At 58.4% G+C, this 22029-nt stretch carries 17 protein-coding genes; 5 read left to right on the top strand and 12 right to left on the bottom strand.

The window, feature by feature from the left end; genetic code table 11:
* Nucleotides 1-316: 316 nt before the first annotated feature.
* Nucleotides 317-1735 carry a nucleotide 5'-monophosphate nucleosidase PpnN gene (gene ppnN, locus B3520_RS14005; protein ID WP_123636971.1) on the bottom strand — a complete coding sequence of 473 codons (1419 nt, stop codon included), beginning with the start codon at nucleotides 1733-1735 and terminating at the stop codon, nucleotides 317-319.
* A gap of 415 nt (nucleotides 1736-2150) precedes the next feature.
* Here ppnN and B3520_RS14000 point away from each other — a divergent pair, with 415 nt between their 5' ends.
* Entirely contained in the window at nucleotides 2151-2816 is a 666-nt protein-coding gene (locus B3520_RS14000; RefSeq protein ID WP_286806877.1) for an alpha/beta hydrolase, read from the top strand.
* 13 nt (nucleotides 2817-2829) lie between these two features.
* Here B3520_RS14000 and mgrA read toward each other — a convergent pair whose 3' ends face one another.
* The 4 genes from mgrA to dkgB all read right to left on the bottom strand — a co-directional run bounded on the left by mgrA (nucleotide 2830) and on the right by dkgB (nucleotide 7010).
* Nucleotides 2830-3846: an L-glyceraldehyde 3-phosphate reductase gene (mgrA, locus tag B3520_RS13995; RefSeq protein WP_286806878.1), complete on the bottom strand. Its 1017-nt coding sequence runs from the start codon at nucleotides 3844-3846 to the stop codon at nucleotides 2830-2832.
* A 176-nt stretch (nucleotides 3847-4022) separates the two neighbouring features.
* Nucleotides 4023-4301: a high-potential iron-sulfur protein gene (locus B3520_RS13990; protein WP_024459695.1), complete on the bottom strand. Its 279-nt coding sequence runs from the start codon at nucleotides 4299-4301 to the stop codon at nucleotides 4023-4025.
* 131 nt (nucleotides 4302-4432) lie between these two features.
* The gene (locus B3520_RS13985; protein WP_286876325.1) at nucleotides 4433-6016 is read right to left on the bottom strand and encodes an enolase C-terminal domain-like protein; all 1584 of its coding nucleotides are present in this window, start codon (nucleotides 6014-6016) and stop codon (nucleotides 4433-4435) included.
* Nucleotides 6017-6194: 178 nt separating this feature from the next.
* A complete protein-coding gene (gene dkgB, locus B3520_RS13980) occupies nucleotides 6195-7010 on the bottom strand; it encodes a 2,5-didehydrogluconate reductase DkgB (RefSeq protein WP_286806883.1) in 816 nt (271 codons plus the stop codon).
* Between the two features lie 323 nt (nucleotides 7011-7333).
* On the opposite strand from dkgB, the gene B3520_RS13975 reads away from it, so the two are divergent.
* Together B3520_RS13975 and B3520_RS13970 are read left to right on the top strand one after the other, a co-directional pair.
* Complete coding sequence (locus B3520_RS13975) at nucleotides 7334-9538, top strand: alpha-amylase family glycosyl hydrolase (RefSeq protein ID WP_286806885.1); 2205 nt, start codon at nucleotides 7334-7336, stop codon at nucleotides 9536-9538.
* Nucleotides 9539-9688: 150 nt separating this feature from the next.
* Entirely contained in the window at nucleotides 9689-10642 is a 954-nt protein-coding gene (locus B3520_RS13970) for a glycoside hydrolase family 43 protein (RefSeq protein WP_286806886.1), read from the top strand.
* Between the two features lie 43 nt (nucleotides 10643-10685).
* On the opposite strand, the gene B3520_RS13965 is transcribed toward B3520_RS13970, so the two are convergent.
* From B3520_RS13965 to B3520_RS13935, 7 genes are all read right to left on the bottom strand, one after another.
* Nucleotides 10686-11483 (bottom strand): DeoR/GlpR family DNA-binding transcription regulator, encoded by a 798-nt coding sequence (locus B3520_RS13965; RefSeq protein WP_123636979.1) that lies wholly within the window; start codon nucleotides 11481-11483, stop codon nucleotides 10686-10688.
* Nucleotides 11484-11585: 102 nt separating this feature from the next.
* A complete protein-coding gene (gene tpiA, locus B3520_RS13960) occupies nucleotides 11586-12395 on the bottom strand; it encodes a triose-phosphate isomerase (RefSeq protein ID WP_286806887.1) in 810 nt (269 codons plus the stop codon).
* A gap of 51 nt (nucleotides 12396-12446) precedes the next feature.
* Nucleotides 12447-13103 carry a LutC/YkgG family protein gene (locus tag B3520_RS13955; RefSeq protein ID WP_286876323.1) on the bottom strand — a complete coding sequence of 219 codons (657 nt, stop codon included), beginning with the start codon at nucleotides 13101-13103 and terminating at the stop codon, nucleotides 12447-12449.
* A complete protein-coding gene (locus B3520_RS13950; RefSeq protein ID WP_024459703.1) occupies nucleotides 13096-14544 on the bottom strand; it encodes a LutB/LldF family L-lactate oxidation iron-sulfur protein in 1449 nt (482 codons plus the stop codon). The genes B3520_RS13955 and B3520_RS13950 overlap by 8 nt, the downstream gene beginning before the upstream one ends.
* Nucleotides 14541-15359 (bottom strand): (Fe-S)-binding protein, encoded by an 819-nt coding sequence (locus tag B3520_RS13945; protein WP_286806889.1) that lies wholly within the window; start codon nucleotides 15357-15359, stop codon nucleotides 14541-14543. Before B3520_RS13945 ends, B3520_RS13950 begins: the two co-directional genes overlap by 4 nt.
* 78 nt (nucleotides 15360-15437) lie before the next feature.
* Nucleotides 15438-16730 (bottom strand): L-rhamnose catabolism isomerase, encoded by a 1293-nt coding sequence (rhaI, locus tag B3520_RS13940; protein ID WP_286806890.1) that lies wholly within the window; start codon nucleotides 16728-16730, stop codon nucleotides 15438-15440.
* A gap of 23 nt (nucleotides 16731-16753) precedes the next feature.
* The gene (locus B3520_RS13935; protein ID WP_286876322.1) at nucleotides 16754-18853 is read right to left on the bottom strand and encodes a bifunctional rhamnulose-1-phosphate aldolase/short-chain dehydrogenase; all 2100 of its coding nucleotides are present in this window, start codon (nucleotides 18851-18853) and stop codon (nucleotides 16754-16756) included.
* Nucleotides 18854-19096: 243 nt separating this feature from the next.
* Between B3520_RS13935 and B3520_RS13930 the strand changes: the two genes are divergently transcribed.
* Both B3520_RS13930 and B3520_RS13925 read left to right on the top strand, forming a co-directional pair.
* Entirely contained in the window at nucleotides 19097-20764 is a 1668-nt protein-coding gene (locus B3520_RS13930) for a purine-cytosine permease family protein (RefSeq protein ID WP_286876321.1), read from the top strand.
* Between the two features lie 75 nt (nucleotides 20765-20839).
* The coding region (locus B3520_RS13925) for an FGGY-family carbohydrate kinase (protein ID WP_286876320.1) at nucleotides 20840-22029 on the top strand (1190 nt) is incomplete at its 3' end.

Below are 22029 nucleotides of genomic sequence, written 5' to 3'. Positions count from 1 at the left end.
CGGGGTCAGTGCATGGCACTGACCCCCGTTCGGCTCGTCCTGAGCAAGCTCCCTTGACGCTCGAAGAGCGCTCCCTGGCCGGCGCTCCGCGCCGATATCCCTGACGTCCTGTCCCGAGCCCTCCCGGCCCGGTGAAAATAGGCGCTTCCCTTGACCCTTCCTGGTCGACGTCACGTCACTGTGTACCTCCCTGTTGATGAGTATTCTCTCGAATCACCCGCTCTGGCGATAGTCGCCATCGTCGGCAATGTTTGTGAGACATTGACCATGGTTTGCGGCGGCTCTTTCGGACACGCGACGGCAATCGGCGGCGTAATCAGATGATCCGGTAACAGGGGCGATAGGTCCGTCCCGGCAGTTTCATACGGTTTTGCGCCACGAAGGAGGCCAGCAGTTCGTCCACCGGGAGCATCACCTCCGGGTCGCCGTGAATTTCAAAATGCCCGTGTTGCTCAATCGCGCGGATGCCTTCATCCTTCACATTGCCGGCGACGATGCCGGAAAAGACCCGCCGCAAATTGGCCGCCAGTTCGTGGGGGGCCTGATTTTTATGCAACGCCAGTGAGCGCATGTTCTCGTGGTTGGGCACGAAAGGACGCTGGAAGTCCGGATCAATTTTCAGTTGCCAGTTGAAATAAAAGGCGTCATCGGTGTGCCGGCGGAACTCGCGCACATGCTTGACGCCCTCAAGCATCTCCCGGGCGACTTTAGGCGGATCATCCACAATAATCTGGTAGCGTTGCTGGGCCTCTTCTCCCAGGGTGGTGCCAATGAACTCATGGATGCGCTCGAAGTAGGCGGCCGAGTCTTCCGGTCCTGTAAATATGACCGGAAAGGGAATGTCACGATTGTCCGGGTGCAACAGAATCCCCAGCAAATACAGGATTTCTTCCGCCGTACCTGCGCCGCCCGGAAATACCACGATGCCGTGGCCAGAGCGAACGAAGGCCTCCAGACGCTTTTCGATATCGGGAAGAATGACCAGCTCATTGACCATGGGATTGGGCGCTTCGGCCGCGATAATGCCCGGCTCGGTAATACCCAAGTAACGGCCGGCCTTGATGCGCTGCTTGGCATGACCGATATTGGCGCCCTTCATGGGGCCCTTCATCGCACCAGGTCCGCAGCCGGTGCAGATATCCAACCCGCGCAGGCCCATCTGGTAGCCCACCTCCTTGGTGTAATCATACTCCTCGCGACTGATGGAGTGGCCGCCCCAGCACACGATCAGCTTGGGTTCCACGCCGGATTGCAGCGCCATGGCGTTGCGTAACATATGGAACACGGCATCGGTGGTGCCCTCCTGGGTGTCCAGGTCGAACTTTGGATTATTCTGAATCTCCGCGCTGGCGTAGAGTACATCGCGCAATACGGCAAACAGGTGCTCGGTAATCCCGCGAATCATCTTCCCGTCGACAAATGCGCTGGCCGGCGCCCCTTTGATATCAAGTTTTATGCCCCGCTCTTCCTGCAGCACACGGATGGAAAAATTCTTGTAGCGCTCCAGCAACTCCTTGCCGTCATCCATGTAGTTGCCGCTGTTCAGTACCGCGAGGGCGCAGCTGCGAAACAGGGAATACAGGCCGCTCTGACTGGCGTCTAGGAGTTTGGCCATTTCCACTTTGGATAGCACCTTCAGTGGCCCCACCGGGGACACGACGGCATCAATGGTCTGGTACTTTCTCTGCGAGTGGTCCAATACGGACCCCTGATACGGCTGCTGAGAATGAGTCATAAAATTGTGTATTCCTTGTTATCCATGGTTACCCTGAGTGTAGCGGGATTTGGCGGCGTGTGGGTAGGGCTTATTCTGTTTTTGCCAGACGCGTATACTAGTGTACCCCGTCACTAATACTGTGACATTCAGAGCGAGCCTAAAACGTCAGGGCTAGACGCGTTCCGCAGTGAAGGGTGGTTCCCTTTGCAAGGGACGCAACGACGCCCTGGCGATTTAGGCCCGCTCCCTGCGGGCGGGCCGGAAAGGGGCCATCCGCCGCGTTATGCCTTTTGGAAAGGGAGCCACCCTTCCCTGCAAGGCATGCCTTGCGGCTAGCCCCTTTCCGGCCCGCTGAATGTCACAGTATTAGTGACGGGGTACACTAGGCGCTTTGTCTGAAACCCTGCGCCGTCAAAGAATCAGGAACTGTTTTATGAGCTATTTACCCTGTGTGGAAATTGAACCCAACGCGCCCGCCAACAGCGCGGTCATCTGGCTGCATGGACTGGGGGCCGACGGTAATGATTTCGCGCCGCTGGTCCCGCAACTGCAGCTGCCGGATTCGTGTCATACCCGGTTTGTATTTCCCCACGCGCCGCAGATACCGGTGACCATCAACGGCGGCATGGTCATGCGTGCCTGGTACGATATTCGTGAAATGAGCATCGACCGGAAAGTGGATGTCGAAACGCTGAAGGCGTCGGCGGGCGACGTCCATCGCCTGATTGAGCGGGAGTTGGAGCGTGGCATTGCGGCCGAGCGCATTGTGCTCGCCGGCTTTTCCCAGGGCGGTGCGGTGGCCTATGAAGCGGCGCTCAGCTATGAACAACGGCTGGGAGGGCTGTTGGTTCTATCGTCTTATCTGGCCACAGCGGACTCACTGGTGCGGGCGCCGGCCAACCAGACCCTTCCGGTACTGATTCAGCATGGTGTCCACGATCCGGTGGTGCCTGAGGTGTTGGGGGAGCGCGCGGAGGTGCAGCTTGAAACCTGGGGCTATCCGGTCCGCTATGAGCGCTACTCGGTGGAGCATGGTGTCTGTGCGGAGCAGATTCCGGTAATCAGCCGCTGGCTGGGCCAGCGGCTGTGTGGGGAGTGAGGGGTACACTGTCTCAGGCGCCCAGAATGCCCTCAATGGTGGTTAGTTCGTCATCGGAGAGTTCCAGGTTGTCCAGAGCCGCCACCGAGTTTTCAATCTGCTCGGGCCGACTGGCGCCAATGATGGCACTGGTCACGGCGTCGTTGTTCAACACCCAGGCCAACGCCAACTGGGCCAGGGACTGGCCTCGGGCCTGCGCCACCTCGTTGAGTGCCTGGACCTTGCTCAGGTTCTCGGCGCTGATGTCGTCCTCACTGAAGTAAATCTGTTCGCTGCGCGAGGCCCGCGAGCCCTCGGGGATGCCGTTCAGGTATTTGTCGGTGAGCATTCCCTGAGACAGCGGTGAGAACACGATAGAGCCAACGCCCTCGTGTTTGAGCACATCGGTCAGGCCGTCTTCAATCCAGCGGTCGAGCATGTTGTAGCGCGGCTGGTGAATCAGCAGCGGGGTGCCCAGGGATTTCAGGATGGCCACCGCTTCACGGGTCTTCTCCGGCGAATAGTTGGAGATACCAGCATAGAGGGCTCGACCGGAGCGGACAATGGTGTCCAGGGCACCCATGGTCTCCTCAAGTGGGGTGTCCGGGTCCATACAGTGGGAGTAGAAAATATCAAAGTACTCCAGGCCGGTACGCTTCAGGCTCTGATCGCAACTGGCGATCAGGTACTTGCGCGAGCCGCCGATTCCGTAGGGCCCGGGCCACATGTCATAGCCGGCCTTACTGGAAATGATCAGTTCGTCGCGATAGGGCGCCAGGTCCTGCTTCATGATCTGGCCAAACGTGGTTTCTGCGGAACCGTAGGGGGGGCCATAGTTGTTGGCCAGATCGAAGTGGGTGATGCCCAGGTCGAACGCCCGCTGAACCATGGCTCGGGCATTGCTCAGTGAGTCCACGCCGCCAAAATTCTGCCACAGGCCCAGAGACAGGGCCGATAACCGCACTCCACTGCGCCCGCAGCGCGGGTAGGGCATGTTCTGGTAGCGTTCGGGGTTGGGGCGGTAGACCGGATTGGGTTCTGTTGTCAGCATAATATCGCTCTTTTTTGGTGTTGACCGAGCGGACTATGGTAACGCAAAAGCAAATTCGTAGGGTAACGAGCGGGTGGGCTGGTTATACCCGGTAAGCGAGTTGAAGTGGGGCGAGTTGAAGCAGGAAAGTACAGAGGGACGGCCGGAGCAAGCAGGCTCCGGCCTTCGGAACGACCTCAGCCGCGAGCGGCCCAGACATTACACCAGCCGCTGGCCTTGACCTGTTTGCCCGGGAACAGGTTGCACCCCACCCATTCGGCCTCCAGATCACCCTTGGCGTGGATGCAGTTATTACAGCGCTGGCCCTCGGTTTCGCTGGTCTCCATGTAGTTCAGCGCCTTGGCCTGCGCATCATCCGGAGATAGCTTTTCGTCCTGAGCCGACACGGTGTGTACGGGGATCAGGGTGGCACCGGCTGTCGCTGCCGACAGCTTCAGAAAGTCTCTGCGCTTCATGGTCTTCTCCTGTTAGTACGGTTAATCACGGTTTTGTTTGATATTGTCTGGCGAACTTTAGCACAGTTAATGTATTCAGGTTCTACGTGACGCGGATGTCTTTGGATCCGTTGCGCCCCTGAAAAGGCGGCTTACCGGGGCTCTTGCATAAATTTCCGTGCCAACTGTGCAAAGTGATCGCTGGCGAGCCAGGCATCGCCGCCGGGCAGGGTGTAGTCCTGCTTGCCTCGGGCGCTGTAATCCACACCCACACCGGGCTCCCGACCCATCTGGTAGTAGCCATTTTTGACGATCGCCGGATTGGTAAAGACGCCCTCGTGGACACTGCGCTCCTCCTCGGCCACAAACTCCAGAATATCCGGCACCCCGGCCAGGTTGTCGGGCCCGAACCAGGCCTGCTTGATCGCCTGGACGTTGCGCATCCCCTCGCACAGGCCGATACCGCCGGTGTGAGGGCAAATGCGCACATCTCGCCCCTCCTCCCGGGCTTTCTGGGCCATCAGCAGAATCGCCAGGTTGTCGCCGATACCGCCCACCCGGGAGTAGTCCATCTGGATCACGTCGATGGCGTATTTTTCCCGGGTTTTACCGCTCAGATCCGGGGCGTGCAACAGGTCTTTGAAGGTGGTGGGGGAGGCGCCCTGCTCGCCGGTGGAAATGGGCATTCGCAGGGGCGGGGCGTAGTCCTCGAAGGCGCGGTCCAGCGCCTGTTGGAGCTCCACATGGGCCATGGGGCTGTGCTGGTTGCAGGGCTCCTCAAACCACTCTACCCGGTAGTCCGGGCTGGCCTGGTAGAGTTCCAGGCCAAGCTGATGCGCGAAAATGAAGGCCGAGCGGGTATCGAACACCTGATTGCTGTCGATGGCCACTTTCATTTTATCTGCTCGAGGGTCTTCCCGCTCAATGGTCTGGTACACCAGAATCATCCGCTCGGCATCCTCGTTGGCCGCTTCCAGGGCCATACGATCGATATCCTCCCGGGTCAGCAGGGTGCGGGCCTCGTCGGCCTTCATCCGCGCGGCGGAATAGCTGGCGCCCACCTTGATTTTGATCTGGGGCCAGCCCGCCTGCAGCATTTTGCGGGTCTGATCGACCAGGCCTTCCTTGCTGATTCCGCTCCAGCCGGCGGTGTTGTATGCCAGCAGCCCCTGTTGATAGATCGTGTGAACCCGCTCCTGTTTGCCGCCCTGGGCCCGCTGGAGCAGGTCCAGGGCCTCGGCCGGGCTTAACACATCGCCAATGGGTTCGAAATCGATGAATTCGAGCAGGTCCCGTGGCTCCATATCCACAATCAGTTGCCAGGCCGGTACCTGCTGGATTTTCGCGCTCAGGTCCCAGAGGGCGTTGGCAACGGCCCCGATGGCCATGCGTGAGACGCCCACACCGCCCAGCCAGCTGTAGTCGGAGTCCTGCAGCATACGCTTGCAGAAGCGGCCCAGATTGCCGTTTTTATGCAGCTCGGTGGGCGCCGGTAGCCAGTCTTCCTGGAGCAGGAAGCGGTTGGCCACCATCCGGGTGACTTCGCACATTTCCTTGAGGCCATGGCCGTTGGTGAAAATCACGCTGGTACCGCGCAACTCCGGGTGGTCGGTGAGAATCTCCAGTACCGCATTGGCGTAGGTGGGGCCACCCTGGGCAATATTGCGGGCGTCACCGCCAAAACCGGTGGGTGGAGCGCCGATGGGCTGAACGTCGATGCCAGTGATAGCAACCATGCGATTCATCTCCTGGTTTGGTTGATTGATGGAAGTATTGTCGTTGTCCGTTTCAGTATAGTCCGGGAGGCGGGGCTTGCGGGTAGCCGGGTGCTCGGACCCCAGCAGGGGGTAAAGGGAGTGAATAAAAAAGGCACCGCCGGGGTGCCTTTTTGAGTGTGGTCACAATACTGTGGGGTTACTGGTCCCACTGGGGAGCGAAATCCGGGTTGGCAATCCGCTCACCGGCGTCCAGGGCATTGATTTTTTCCATCTCACTGTCACTCAAGCGGACATCCAAGGCGGCCAGATTGGCTTTCTGGTGCGCCGGCTTGGTGGAGGAGGGGATGACCACGATGTTCTGTTGGGCCACCCATGCCAAAGCGACCTGAGCCGGTGTCACACCGTGGGCCTTGCCGATGTCTTCCAGTACCGGGTCCTTCATCACTTTACCTACCGCCAGGGGCATATAGCCGGTGACCTGCAGTCCTTTGTCCTGACAATGTTTGACCAGCTTTTTGTTCTGCAGGTAGGGGTGAACCTCAATCTGGTTGGTGACGATGTGTGCGCCACCGGGGGCTGACAGGGCCTCGTCCACCTGGGCGATGGTGAAATTGGATATCCCGATATGCTTGGTCAACCCCAGTTCCCGTGCTTCGTTTAGCTTGCCGATATAGTGCGCCATGGGGACCGCATTGTCGGGTGAGGGCCAGTGGATCAACGCAAGATCGACGTAGTCTGTGCCCAGTTTCTGCAGGCTTTCCTTGAGGCTTTCGACGGGTTTATCGCTGTCCAGGAAGTCGTGCCATACTTTGGTGGTAATGAACAGTTCGTGCCGGGGAATCCCACTCTCGCGAATGGCCTCGCCGACGGCTTCCTCGTTGTCGTAAAACTGGGCGGTATCGATGTGTCGATAGCCCAGATCCAGCGCGGATTTCACCGCGTCTTCCACCTCCTGATCTTTCAGACGGAATGTGCCCAGACCAATGGCGGGTAACACGGGTGCCTGACTCATGCAGATCTCCTCTCGATTCGTTTTGGGGTGTACTTGTCGCATGTCGCTTAAATGGTTTGAAAGACCTTATCTTGTGTCGTGGCGTCGGGATTTCAACCGGAGTTTGCCAATCATCTCCATAGCGTGAACTTATCGAACGATGGAGCCGTGTCTTCCCAGGCTGGGTCGCGGGGTGAGCAGTATGTGCACTGTCAGGAAGGACGGATTTGCTGCATACGTATTCATCCCTATGCATACGTATGCAATGTGTTGTTCGCCCCGAGCCGCCCACCTACCATCACTCCGGATAACAGCTCATAACATAAAATCCTGGAGTGAAAATAATGAAAACCCTATCAAGACAGTGGTACGCCCTGGTGCTCAGCGCCCTGGTGTTATCCTTTTCCGCATTGGTTGGCTGTGGTGGTTCCTCGTCGGGGGATTCCGGTCCCGATGTGGTCAATCCCGATCCTGACGACGACAACGACGATGATACTGGTGGCGATGACTCCGACGGGGATGATACCGACGGCGATGGTGACCACACCGCCGAGCCGCTCACCTGTGACAACCCCACCTACGCCGAGGCCATGAACCTGCGCATTTATCAGGTGATGACGGAGTCCTTCATTGATGGCGACCCGGGCATTGGTCATGGGGTGGGTTATGGAACCAGCCACCACAGCGGTGATATTCGCGGCATCATCGACAGTCTGGAGTACATCAAGGGCCTGGGCTTCAATGCCATCTGGTTGACGCCGGTTTTTGACAGTGTGCCCCTGTCCGGCCAGGATCTGGCCGCCGACCGACTGGATGCGACCGGCTACTACGCGACCAACTACTTTGCGATTGATCCGAACTTCGGCTCCATGGACGACGCCCGGGAGCTTGTCGAAACGGCCCATGAGCTGGGGTTGTATGTGTTCTTCGATGGTGTGTACGGTCACTTTAAAAATAACGCGGAAGACTATCCCTCCATTGACGGTCAAACCGTCAGTACCGGTGGTGCGAGTGTGGCCGGAACCGGTCGTATTGCCGAGTATCCGGATGATCTGGAATTTTTCAAAGAGGTCGCTACCTACTGGGTGGAGGAACTGAAAATCGACGGCTGGCGTCTGGACCAGGCCTATCAGGTGCCCCTGGATGCCTGGGTCGAGATTCGCCGCGCCGTGGAAGAAGCCTCGGCATCGGTCACCTATACCAACGCCGACGGTGAGGCAGTGAATCCACTCGGCTATATGGTCGCGGAAATCTGGAAAGGCGAAGCGGACATTGCGGCCGAGGCCTATGGGTCGGATGACAACCCTGCGCTTTGCTCGGCGTTTGATTTCCCTGTGCGGTACGCGCTGGTTCAGGCCCTGGCGGTGGAGGAGAGCGGGGCAAATAACCCGAGCGCCGCGCGACTTAGAAGCGGCTTCAATTCTTACGACGCCTATCCCGATCACGCCATCCCCAATGGCTTTATGGGCAATCACGATCTGGTGCGCTTCGGGGATCTGTTACAGCGCGGCGATATTGCCGATCCGCAAGAGGATCTTTATTGGGCGCGTCACAAAGCGGCCTACAGTTTCCTGGCGGCGTATACCGGACCCATCACCCTCTACTACGGGGAAGAGATAGGTGAGGAGGTGCCGGATTACGCCGATCAGGTTACCGCTAACTGTGCCGACCAGGGGCTGTGCGATGACCACGTTGCCCGCACCAGCGGAAAGGTCGAAGGTCTGCCCAGCGGGACTGAGCGCGAGGTGTTTGTCGCCAATGAGAAACAAGCGGAGCTGCGCGATTATCTGACGGAGCTGATGGAACTGCGCGCGGCGCAACCGGCACTGTATCGCGGTGAACGCACGGCTATTGTTGCGCCCATTGACGTGGCCGGTGCGCTCTATGCGGATTACAAAACCTATGCAGACGATGCGATCCTCTACCTGCTGAATGTGAGTAATGAACCCATCGAGACGACTTTTGAAGCCTGCGCGCTGGGAAGCACCGGAACCTTGACCAACCTGCTCACCGACGAAACCATCAACGCTGACGAGGAAGGGCGTTATCAGATCCAGATTCCGGCCAGCGCTGCACTGTTTCTGAACGTTGAGTCACCTACTGAGGACGGACCGGGTTGTACCACCAGCGATGGGCCGGTCGGGTCTGGCCCCCTGGCAGCGTGCGATACGCCCGATGCGGACGGCACCGGCCCACTCGCATCCGACATGTACATTCGCGGTTCTTACGCGGGAGGCGACGGGTTTGGTGCAACCCCAAGCGATCGTCGCTTTGGCTACAAAGGCGATAACCTGTATCAGGTTGTGGTGAACGAACCCTCGGCAACCAGCTACGGCTTCAAGTTCGCGAACGCGGAGTGGACCTATGAATTCGCCGTTGCAGGCAGCGCCGATGTCGTTCTGGGGGCAGAGCAGGCCATGGCGGTTGCGTCCGGGCCCGGAACTGAATCGTCTATCGACATTCCCGAGTCGGGGGACTATGTGTTCAGTTTTCAGATCAACGACGCACTCGACGGCGGCACCATGATGGTCAGTCAGTGCGCTGAGTGACCGCCGTTCGAATCATGGCAAAAAGGGCGCTTCGGCGCCCTTTTTTGATTATTGACAGAGTCGAGCGAGTCATCGGGGTATCGGGGTAGACTTGCGAGTTGGATCGCGTAAAATTCAGATTCATACTACAAATAATTGCAAGGACCTTTCATGACTTTTCGACACGGTGGTATTACCCTCGGAATCTTGTTAGTCGTTTTACTGGCCGGCTGCGAATCAACCCCCACTTCTGATGATGCTTATGTCTTTTCCTCTTTTCGGGGCAACGGAGAGGGCGGTTTGCACCTGGCATACAGTCACGATGGGCTGACCTGGAAGGCGTTGAAAAACGATACGACGTTCCTCGAGCCCGAGGTCGGTCAGGGGCTGATGCGTGACCCCTGTATCATTCAGGGCCCCGAGGGGACTTTCCACATGGTGTGGACCACCGGTTGGTGGGATAAGGGGCTGGGGGTGGCTCACTCCGATGACCTTGTGAACTGGTCCGAACAACAGTTCGTCCCGGTAATGGCTCACGAACCAACGGTGAGAAATACCTGGGCGCCGGAAATCATCTGGGATGATCAGAATGCTCAGTATGTGATTTATTGGGCCAGCACCATTCCGGGACAATTTCCTGAAACCGCCGATAGCGGCGACGACGGCCTGAACCACCGGATCTATTACACGACCACCAAAGATTTTCAGACCTACAGCGACACGGAGTTGTTCTATGAGCCCGGGTTCAATGTGATTGACTCCACCATCATTCCCGATGGGGATGGTTATGTCATGATCCTGAAAGATGAGACCCGTCACCCCGCCGAGAAAAATCTGCGGGTGGCTCGCAGTGACAGTCTTTATGGGCCCTGGACGGAGCCGTCCGAGCCGTTCACGCCCGAGGGCGTATGGGTGGAGGGGCCAACCCTGCTCGATCAGGGGGAGACGGTTACCGTCTATTACGACGAGTACACCAACAAACGCTACGGCGCGATGCGCACCCGTGATTTCGATACATGGACGGATATTTCAGACGAGATCAGTTTCCCGGAGGGAACCCGACACGGGACGGTACTGCCGATATCAAAAGCGACGTTGGAAGCGTTGTTGGAAGACGTAGAGTAAGGTTGGCGGCACCCCTGTGGTGCCGCCGCTTGTTGCTAACGTTTTATTCCGCCTGACTCACATCAACCAGAATCACTTTGATGTTCTGATCTTCAAAAAAGCGCACGGTCTTCGGGTCGGCTTCACTGTCCGTGATCAGAATGTCCACATCCGAGAGCGGACACAGAATGAAGTTGCTGCGTTTGTTGAGCTTGGTACTGTCCGCCAGGATGATCAGCTGATCCGCCTGCTTTTTCAGCTTCTGCTCGGTCTGGATCAACAGCGGGTCTGATTCCATGACCCCAAACTCGCCAATCCCCGGCGTTCCCATGAACATTTTGCTGGCGTGGTAATACTGGATGGTGTCGTTCTCAAAGGCGCTCAGGATGATGCCCTGTTTCCGGTAGAGCTCCCCGCCGGGCAGCGTAATCTGGTTGTCACTGACTTCCGACAGGTCCTGGGCAAGCACAAAGGAGTTCGTCAGCACGTTCAGGTGACGGTCGGCCAGAAACTCCTTCATCATGTAGGTCGAGCTACCGCCGTTGATGATGATGAATTCACCGTCCTCACACAACTTCACTGCTTCCTGTGCGATCAGCCGTTTGACGTCGGCCCGCTGTTCCTTGGCCGCGAGAAACGCCGAGCCTGAAATGTGCGGGCGACGGACTTTCCGGTCCTGGACTTTGAGCACCTCGGCCCCACCCCGGATTTTGCGCAGCTGGCCCTGATTGGACAGCTTGGTGATGTCCCGCCGGATAGTGGCTTCAGAGGCGTTCAGTTGCGTGGACAGGTCGTTGACACTGACAAACTGTTGTTCGTCGAGAATGTCCAGCAGCAGTTTGTGGCGTTGTTTTTCCAGCATGGAAGTCGAGGCCCCGAGATGAAATGATCATGTAAAGGAAATTTGACGAAAAACTAGCATAAAATTGCCGAAAAAACAAACAAAATCAGTCATAACCTTTCACTAAAAGTCTTGGTAGCGGACGTTATTCGTGGATTTCATTTCGGGCTTGGGCGGCCGGGTCTGAGCGGCCCAGCAGATGTCCAGAAAGTCGGCGGCTTTCAGGGAGGCACCGCCAATCAGACCGCCATCGACATTGGGCAATGAAAAGATCTCCTCACTATTGCCGGGTTTTAGACTGCCGCCATAAAGCAGGGTGACGTCATCAGCGTCCAGGCCGTTGTCGGATAATTGCGCTCTGATCACGGCGTGGGTGGACTGAATGTCCGCCAACTCCGCGGATACCCCGGTACCAATCGCCCACACCGGCTCATAGGCGATGACCGCGTTGCGCAATGCGTGCGCACCACAACGATCAATCACCGTCTGAATCTGGTGGGAAATGACCGATCGGGTCTGACCCTGTGCCCGCTCCTGTTCCGTTTCACCGACACACAACACCGGGGTCAGCCCCGCAAGGGAGACCAGCTTGAACTTCTCGGCAATATCCGCGTCTCGCTCTCCCATGCGGGCCCGTCGCTCGGAGTGGCCGACGATCACATAGCGGCACTGGAGCTCCTTGAGCATGTTGACACTGATTTCACCCGTGAAAGCGCCAATACACTCGGAGCTTACATCCTGGGCGCCAAGCTGTACGATATCGGGCAGTATTGAACGAATGGATTGCAGGTAAGGAAAGGGAGGGCAGACGGCGACCTCCACGTCCTGAAGCGTCTGGGATTTCAGTCCGTGGCGAAAGTGGGTCGCCCAGAGAATATTGTCGGCCAGGCTGCCGTTCATCTTCCAGTTGCCAATCACCAGGCGTTGTTTCACGGTCTACTCCAAAATAATTCAACGGATTCGATATCAATCAATAGGGTTTGGTCACTGGGGCAGGGACTCAACAATCAGGTAATCGGTCCGGCGCGGTCCATGGGCGCCAATCTGAATCTGTTGCTCGATATCGGCGGTCCGGGACGGGCCGGTGACCAGGTTGACTGTTCGCGGCAGAGGCTGACCATCGTGCAGCCTCTCCCAGGCATCTTCGTGAAAGCGCACAATGTCCCGCTTGTCGATCAGCACGATCAGCCGTTCTACCAGAAACAACAGCCTGCTCGGGCAGTCCCGACTCAGGGACAGGATGGTCCCGGTTTCCGCCATCGCCGAGTGGGCACGCACCAGTCCCCAACTCTGAATCGGCTGTGGTGTGTCGTCGGAAAGGGTCAGTGATCCCCAATCGGATTGGCTCGCGGCGATTTGGGGGGACAGCGACAGGGTGGGGGGAACGCTCTGACTGTCCGCTTCGCGCTCCAGCCAGCGCTGAACCTGCTCCAGACTTTCCAGCTCGGTCACCACAGCGCCGTTGCGCTGGGCTTCACTGATAAAGCGCGAGACGGTTTCCACATGGCTGAGTGCCGGTTGGGCCGGCGTGTCGGCCTGCGTCTCACACAGTGTTTTGAAGACCGCTTCCAGGTCCTCGCCCGCGTGGTCGCTGCCGATGGACTGACGAATGCGCTCGATAATACGGGTGCGACTATCCATGACGACGGTTCTCCGGGTGTGATTGACGCTGCTGTTGCCGCCACTGAGTCTGGAAGCTGGACCCCTGCGGCGCAGAGAAATCCCGGTACCGGGTCCAGCCGGACATCATCGGCAGTGAGCGGAAGCGTCCCCGGCTGCCTGCCAACCAGCGCAACACCTTCACCGCAGGACTGGTCAGCCGCCGGTAAAGTCCGGGGCGGCGGCTGAGTCGGCAAAACAGTTTAACGGCCATCGTTGATGCCTTGGAACGGGTCGCTTCACGCTGCTCTTTGTCCCGTAACTTGCGCATCAGGCCGGGCAGGGGAATGCGCACCGGGCACACCGATTCGCAGCGACCGCAGAAGGTACTGGCATTGGGCAGCTGATAGTCATCTTTGCCGTGGCGCAGCAGGGGGGTGAGCACGGCGCCCATGGGGCCGGGGTAGACGCTGTTATAGGTGTGCCCGCCCACAGATTGGTAGACCGGGCAGTGATTCATACAGGCACCGCAGCGAATGCAGTGCAGCATGTCCTGGAATTCCGTGCCCAGAATTTCCGTGCGCCGGTTGTCCATCAGGACAATATGAAAATTCTCCGGCCCGTCTTTATCCTGGGCGCCCTTGGGGCCGGTAAAAAAAGTGGTGTAGGTGGTAATGTCTTGCCCGGTGGCGCTGCGGGCCAGTACCCGGAGGATGGCGCTGGCGTCTTTCCAGGTGGGAATCACCTTGTCGATGGACGTGGTCACGATATGGGTTTTGGGCAGCGTCGCCGTCAGATCGCCATTGCCTTCATTGGTCACAATCGCGGCGGTGCCGGTCTCGGCAATCAGCATATTGGCGCCGGTGATACCCACATCCGCCTGCAGGAACCGCTCGCGGATCACGTCCCGGGCTTCGTTGACGATCGACTCGACCGCGTCAAGATCCCGCTCGCCCAGCGGATGATTGTCCCGGAACAAGGCCTGAACCTGCGCCTTGGTTTTGTGCAGTGCCGGGGCGACGATGTGGCTGGGGCGTTCATGTGCCAGTTGGATGACATATTCGCCCAGGTCGGTTTCCTGAGGTTCGATGCCCGCCTCTTCGAGCGCCTCATTCAGCTCGACCTCTTCGCCCACCATGGACTTGCCCTTGGTGACAGTTTTGGCCTCGTACTGACGACACAGTCCGACGACGGTCTCGCGCATCTGTTCGGGGGTTTCGACCCAATGGACCTGTCCGCCGGCGTCCTGCACTTTCTTTTCAAAGTGCAGCAGGTAAATATCCAGATTTTTCAGCGCACGCTGGCGTGCGCGCAGGGCGCGATCGCGCATGGCCTCGAAGTTGGGTACGCGCTCGATCGCCGCCTGGCGTTTGTGCACAAAGCCTGAGCCGGCCTTTTCCAGGGCCTGCTGCAGGTTGTCATCATCCAGGGCGCCCCGGGAGCGGGCGATGAAGTCCGGTTCCTGTATCTGGACGCCGCTCATGATGTTTCCCCGGAGTCGGCGGCGGCTTCGCCGATAGCGGGCGCGGCGAGATCACCCGCCAGCACTTCGGCAATATGACGCACCTGAACCACAGAATTGCCGGAGGCCGGGTCGGCATCCCGTTGCAGCTTGCCGGCAATATTCAATAGGCAGGACAGATCCCCGCCCAGTACCATGGAGGCGCCGGATTGTTGAATGTTTCGGGTTTTGTCGCCGACCATGCGGTTGGAGACATCCGAGTACTTGACGCAGAAGGTGCCGCCAAAGCCGCAGCAGACATCGGTGTCGGCCATCTCGGTCACCTCGACCCCTGAGCACTGCTTCAACAGGCGACGCGGCTGCTGCTTGATGCCCAGCTCGCGCAGGCCCGCGCAGCTATCGTGATAGGTCACTTTCTGTGAGCTCAAATCGATGTTGGGTGTGTCCGGGGTGTAGTCCAGCACATCCGTGAGAAAACTGGTCAGCTCAAATACCTTGCGGCAGAAGGCCTCGACTTCGGCACTTCGGGGATCCCCGGCGAACAGTTCGGGGTAGTGCTCCCTGATCATGCCACCGCAGGAGCCGGAGGGCGCAACGACGTAATCAAAGTCTTTGAAACTCTGCACAATGTTCCAGGCCAATGCGCGGGTCTCGTCGGGAAGCCCGTTGTTGAACGCGACCTGTCCGCAGCAGCTCTGTTCCGGCACGCTGACGGTGCAACCGGCCTGCTCCAACAGCTTTACGGTCGCAAAGCCGATGCTGGGCCGTATCAGGTCCACCGGGCAGGTAATAAACAGGCCGACATGAGGGCCTTGTGATGACTGGTTATTCGACATAATTATCCGTCTGATTCACAGCGACCGGGAAGGGTAAAAACGGTGCCGACCGACACATTGAAGCCGGCACCCAATGCACTACACAATACCGGAACGGCTGCCACCGGTATCAGGGCGAGCCACCGCCGCCTGCTCGCGGTACTGGGAGGCCCGGTAGGTGGCGAGCGGATTGATCGCAGCGTTTTTCCGGAAACGGGCCATGGCCAGGATCGGAGACACGTCGACGTTGAACGCTTCTTTCAGTGTGTTGCTCGCCATCAGGGCATCATTGTCCTGCTGGTAACCTTCCAGTGCTGTGCGGTCAACCAGCAGGGCCTTAATGTAAGAGCGCTGCACCTCAATCGCGGAATTGATCAGACTTTCGATCGGGTCGGTGACATTGTGCGATTGATCGAGCATATAGGCCGGTGAAAAACCGGGCTGTTTGCGGTGCTCGGCATCCACCAGTTCGTTGAATATCAGGAACTGCTGGTAGGGATGAATGGAGCCGCTGTCCAGATCATCATCGCCGTACTTGCTGTCGTTGAAGTGGAAGCCGCCCAGCTTCTTGAACTGAATCAGGCGCGAGACGATCATCTCGATGTTGACGTTGGGTGCGTGATGGCCCAGGTCCACCAGAGACTTGCACCGCTCGCCGGTTTCCATGGCCGCCAGGATGTTGCTGCCCCAGTCCTGAATGACTGTAGAGTAGAAGGCCGGCTCGAACATCTTGTGTTCCAGGTGCATTTCCCAGTCACCGGGCAGGGCAGCGTAAATGGCCTTGGCGCTGTCCAGGTAGCGCTCAAACGCGCGCTGGAAGTGTTGTTGGCCCGGATGGTTTGAGCCATCGCCGACCCAGACCGTCAGGGTGTCGGAGCCTAGCTTTTTACCCCACTCAATCACCTGGATGTTGTGGGCGACGGCCTGCTCGCGTACCGCCGCACTGGTATGAGTGAGGCTGCCGTACTTGTAGGACTGCGCCTGGTCCGGCTGATCCTGGAAGGTATTGGAGTTCACTGAACTCCAGCTCAGGCCGTAGCTGTCGGAGTGGGCTTTCAGTTCACTGAAGTCATCCACCACGTCCCAGGGAAAGTGGGGCGAAATGGCGCTGGCACAACCCGAGAGCTGATGGATGACCGCGCAGTCTTCCACCTTCTCGAAAATGTTTCGCGGTTCACCGACGCCGGGAAAGCGGGCAAAGCGGGTGCCGCCGGTGCCGGTGCCCCAGGAGGGCACGGCGATGTCGAAGGCCTGCGCTTTTTCGGTCAGGGCGTTGATATCAACTCCCTTGCGGGAGAGCTGCTCCCCCAGAACCTCGAAATCCCGGTTGAGATTGGAGGCCAGTTTGTCGTTGTGCGCCGAGACGACGTCAGGCTGAATGGCGTATTTCATGATTATTTTCCTGCTGGCTCGGGTTATCGGGTAAAGGACGGCGCGTGACCGGCATCGACGTTGATAATATTGCCGGTGGACTTGGCCGACAGATCCGCCGCGAAGAAGTAGGCGGCCTCGGCGATGTCTTCCGGCAACACCGAACGCTTGAGCATACTGCGCTGGCGGTAATGCTCTTCCAGTTCTTCGTTACTGATATCGTACGCTGCGGCACGCTCCTGGCGCCACTCGCCGTCCCAGATTTTGGAACCGCGCAGTACCGCGTCGGGGTTGACCACATTGCAGCGAATACCCAGAGGGGCTCCCTCCAGCGCGATGCAGCGGGCCAACTGGATTTCGGCGGCTTTGGCTGTGCAGTAGGCCGACGCACCGGGAGAGGCCACCAGGCCATTCTTGCTGACGATAAAGACCACGGAGCCGCCGGTGCTCTGCCGTTTCATCAGTTTGAAGCCTTCGCGACCGACCAGGAAGTAACCGGTGGCCAGGATGCTGATGTTCTTGTCCCACAGGTCCAGGCTGGTTTCATCCAGCGGGGCGGAGCTGGCAATGCCGGCGTTGGACACCAGAATGTCGATGCCGCCGAACTCCCGGGCAACCTCGGTCATGGCGCCGGCGACCGATTCGGGTTTGGTCACGTCGCAGTGCACCTGGCGAATGACATCTTTCCCGAACGCCTGAGTCAATTCGCTCTGTGCGCGGTCGAGACCGGCCTGGTCAATGTCGGCCAACATGATACAGGCGCCTTGCTCGGCCATACGGATGGCCGTGGACTTGCCGATACCTCCGGCGCCACCAGTGATGAAGGCGATGCGGCCGGCCAGAGACTTGGGCTTGGGCATGCGCTGCAATTTCGCTTCTTCAAGCAGCCAGTATTCAATATCAAACGCTTCCTGCTCCGGCAGGCCCACATACTCGCTGACGCCGTTGGCTTCGCGCATCACATTGATGGCGTTGACGTAGAACTCACCGGCAATGCGCGCGGTGGCCTTGTCTTTGGCAAAGGTGATCATGCCGACCCCCGGCACCAGGTAAACCACCGCATTGGGGTCGCGCATGGCCGGGCTGTTGCCCCGCTTGCAACGATCGTAATACGCCGCGTAATCCTCGCGATAGGCTTCAAGTTGCTGATCCAATCCCTTCACGCAGCGTGCCAGTTCAGCATCAAGGTCCTTGGCGGTGGGGTCGAAATCCAAAACCAGCGGGCGGATCTTGGTGCGCAGGAAGTGATCCGGGCAGGACGTGCCCAGGGCGGCCAGTGGCTCCAGGTCTTTGGAATTCACGAACTGCAGCACGGTATCGGAATCGTTGAAGTGGCCGATTTTGCGTTGCTCGTTGGTGATTTTGCCGCGAATCAGGGGCATCAGTTCGCTGATGACGGTTTGCCGACGGCTGTCATCCAGGGGGTTGTCATACTTGATGCCGCCGAAGGCGTCGGTTTTGTTGTTTGCTTCCAGCCAGTCCTGCGCGCGTTGAATGATGTTCAGCGTGGTCAGGTAACAGTCTTTGGATGTGGGGCCCCAGGTAAAGATACCGTGACCTTCCAGCATGATGCCCTTCAGGTTGGGATTGTCTTTGGCTACTTTTTCCAGCTTCAGCCCCAGGTCGTAGCCCGGACGCTGCCAGGGCAGCCAGCCCATTTCGCCTTCGAAAATCGTTTCGGTCAGTTCTTTGCTGTTCTTGGTGCAGGCAATGGCGATGGCGGCATCCGGGTGCATGTGGTCTACATGCTTATGGGGGATGTAGGCATGCAGCGGGGTATCGATGCTGGCGGCGCGGGGGTTCAGGTTGAAGGTGCAGTGGGGCAAGTAGCCCACCATCTCGTCTTCGTGCTCCAGGCCCCGGTACAGGTCTTTCAGTTGATGCAGCTTCTCCATATAAAGGGTGGAGAAACCATCGAGTTTGATCGAGCCCAGATCACCCCCGGAGCCTTTTACCCAGAGCACCTCGGCGTCCTGACCGTTCAGTGGGTCCTTCATGGTGAGTTTGGCCGAGGTGTTGCCTCCGCCGAAGTTGGTGATGCGCAGGTCGGAGCCGAGCAGGTTGGAGCGGTACTTCAACAGCTCGGGCTCGCTCATCTTGGCGGCTTCTTGATCATTCCAGAGGTTATCTAATTTCGAGGCCATGGTCGTCGCTCTTATTTCAGGTGAATAATGGATTCATAATCCGAATTTCTGATTGAGAGTGATTATAAATGAGCAAAAATGGAGGGTCAAGGTGAAGTTGATCGAATCTTTATGGGTTTTGAGGTTGTTTAAATGCTATTTTGACGTTATTGTTCATAACTGATCATTAATGTTCAGTTCGAGCCTGCCTGTCGCGGCCCGAACCCTCGAATACCGTCAACAATACAAATAAGTATAGTGAACATGCCGTCCCACGATGAGTTTGAGCAGGCGCCCTTGCGGCCCGATCAGTTGAAGCCCGCCCGCCATTTTGCCGCCAGTTATGCCGGTGAGCATGTGGCGGGCACGGAATTTGTCATTGGCGCCAGCTTTGTGGCCTGGGGCGTTGGTGTTGCCGATGTGCTCTGGGGGCTGCTGTGGGGCAACCTGGCGGCGGTACTGACCTGGGGCCTGGTGTGTGCACCGATCGCGGTGGACACGCGTCTGACGCTCTACGCCTACCTGAAGAAAATTGGCGGGAAGGGGCTGATCAACCTTTATAGCGTTGTGAATGGTCTGCTTTTCTATGTGTTGGCGGGCGCCATGATCACGGTATCCGCCTCGGCGGCCCGAGTTCTTTTCGGTATCGGCCCGCAGGTTGAGTGGTACCCGACCGATCCCGCCTTCGTGGCTGTGGCCCTGTTGGTGGGTGCTGTGGTGACCATTGTCTCTACCAAGGGGTTTCGTCGTCTGGCGGTGTTTGCGCAAGTCTGCGCACCCTGGATGATCATGATGTTTGTGGTGGGCGGCTTGACCATGCTCACCGTTCTGCGTGACGCGACTCCGCTCGCGCCCGAGTCCTCTTTCCTGCAGCGGCTGCTATTGATCGCCGATTCTCACATATGGCGCGGTGACGAAGACGGGCTCGGGCTCTGGCATGTGGCGGCTTTTGCCTGGGTGGCCAACCTGGCCATGCATGGCGGCCTGTCAGATATGACCATATTGCGCTATGCCAGAAAGTCGTCCTACGGGTTTCTGTCTGTGTTGGGGATGTTTATTGGCCACTATCTGGCCTGGGTGTGCGCCGGCGTGATGGGCGCCGGGGCGGCGCTCGTTCTCAATACCTCCATTGAGAAACTGGATGCGGGCTCGGTTGCCTATCAGGCCCTTGGCGCGACCGGGATATTGGTCGTCATCATCGCGGGTTGGACAACGTCCAATCCGACCATTTACCGGGCCGGGCTAGCGTTTCAGTCATTGCATCCCCGGTGGCGTCGCACCACGGTCACCGCCATTACCGGTGCGGTGACTACCGTCATCGCCTGTTTCCCGTTTGTGTTTACCCAGTTGATGAGTTTTGTGGGCCTGATGGGGCTGATCCTGGCGCCGATTGGCGCGGTCATTGTGACCGAACACTGGATCTTTCCCCGGATTGGCCTGACCCGATACTGGAACCATTATCGAAAGGCCTATCTCAATTGGCCCGCATGCCTGGCCTGGCTTCTGTCTCTGTGCGCGGCATGGGGTTTTCACCGTTTGGGCATTCATCTGTTTTTCCTGCTCATTCCGACCTGGGTTACCGCGACGGCCGTGTATACCGCCCTGGCGGCCTGGAGTGGGGCGGCCAGATCCTACCTGCAATCTTCGGTGCACGAAGCGGAGGAGGCGCAGCGCAAGCAGGCCGAACAGCAGTATCTGCATGCGCCCCAGACGCGAGCTGGCGCTGACGCAGGCCGCTTCGGTTCGCCCGCCATGGCCGCATCCGCTGTGGTGGCGATCGGCTCGTTGTTGGTTTGCTTGGGGCTTGGGCTGTACAGCGTCGATTCGGGTAACATTGACCTGGTCAAACACTGGGTCTTTCTTCCAACGGCGACTTATCTGATCTCGGCGACCCTCTGGTCCCACTTGAAAGAGAAGCACGCCCAACGTTAACCGGAACACTTGACTTGAACCGGGGTGAATCATGCAGCTATCCCGGCGACAACACGACATGGTGAATTTGTCTCAATGAGTAACATTCTGATTCTGGATATTGGTAAAACCAACATTAAAGTGCATGTTCTCGATGAGCATCTCGAGAGTCGGTTCGAGAAAACCAGGCGCAATGCCGTGGTAGAGAATCCGCTTTATCCCCACTTCGATGTGGATGCCATATGGGACTGGTTCTGCGAGGCGGTTCGCGAGGTGTCGGACGCGTTTTCCATCACCGCAATCAGTGTCACCACCCACGGCGCTACGGCGGCCCTCGTTGATAGGCAAGGCTCCGGTAATGGGCTGGTGCTTCCGATTCTGGATTATGAATACGCGGGCCCTGACGCAATAACTGGGGACTACACCGGCGTTCGACCGGATTTCTCCGAAACCCGCTCTCCCGATCTGTCGGCGGGCCTGAACCTGGGGCGGCAATTGTACTGGTTGCAGCAACGGTTTCCCCAGGCGTTCGGGCAAGCCACCGATATTCTGTTGTACCCCCAATACTGGGTGTGGCGGATGACCGGTGAGCGCTGCGCCGAAAGAACCTCGCTCGGTTGTCATACCGACCTTTGGGCTCCGGAGCGAAACGATTACTCATCGCTGGTTGATCGGATGGGGTGGCGAGCACTGTTTCCCGAGCTGAAAACCGCCGACAGTCTGGTGGGCCCGGTGTGTTCCGATTTCATCGCCCGAACCGGTTTGCCCGCTTCCTGTCAGGTTGCGGTGGGCATCCATGACAGCAACGCCAGTTACTTGCGGTATCTGCTCCAGAATGATGGCCAGCCTTTCTCTGTGATTTCTACCGGAACCTGGGCGATCACCATGACCAACAGCGGAGGTAACGCCGAACTCGACGAATCCCGGGACATGCTGATGAATGTCGATTGCCGGGGGACTCCGGTGCCCTGTGCCCGCTTTATGGGCGGGCGGGAGTACGAAGCCATCTGTTACCGCCTGGGATCCTATCCGGAGGAGCCTTTCAGTGTTGAGGATATCGACACCGTCCTGGCGGACGCCGTCTACGCGCTGCCTCAGTTCTGTGATACCTCGGGCCCGTTTTCCGGAACGCCGGGGCGAATTGTGGGGAGTATCGATCGCATAAACGGGGCCGCTCTGGCGTCGGTTTACAGTGCATTGATGCTGGACCTTGAGCTCGATCTTCTCAAGGCTCGGGGCGCGGTGTTTGTTGAGGGGGCCTTCCTGAAGAACAGCCTGCTGTGCAT

Source organism: Marinimicrobium sp. UBA4509 (genome assembly GCF_002388575.1).
Classification (GTDB): Bacteria; Pseudomonadota; Gammaproteobacteria; order Pseudomonadales; family Cellvibrionaceae; genus Marinimicrobium; species Marinimicrobium koreense.
Note: the sequence above shows the minus strand (reverse complement) of the source record. Positions and strands in the feature narration are given on the sequence as shown.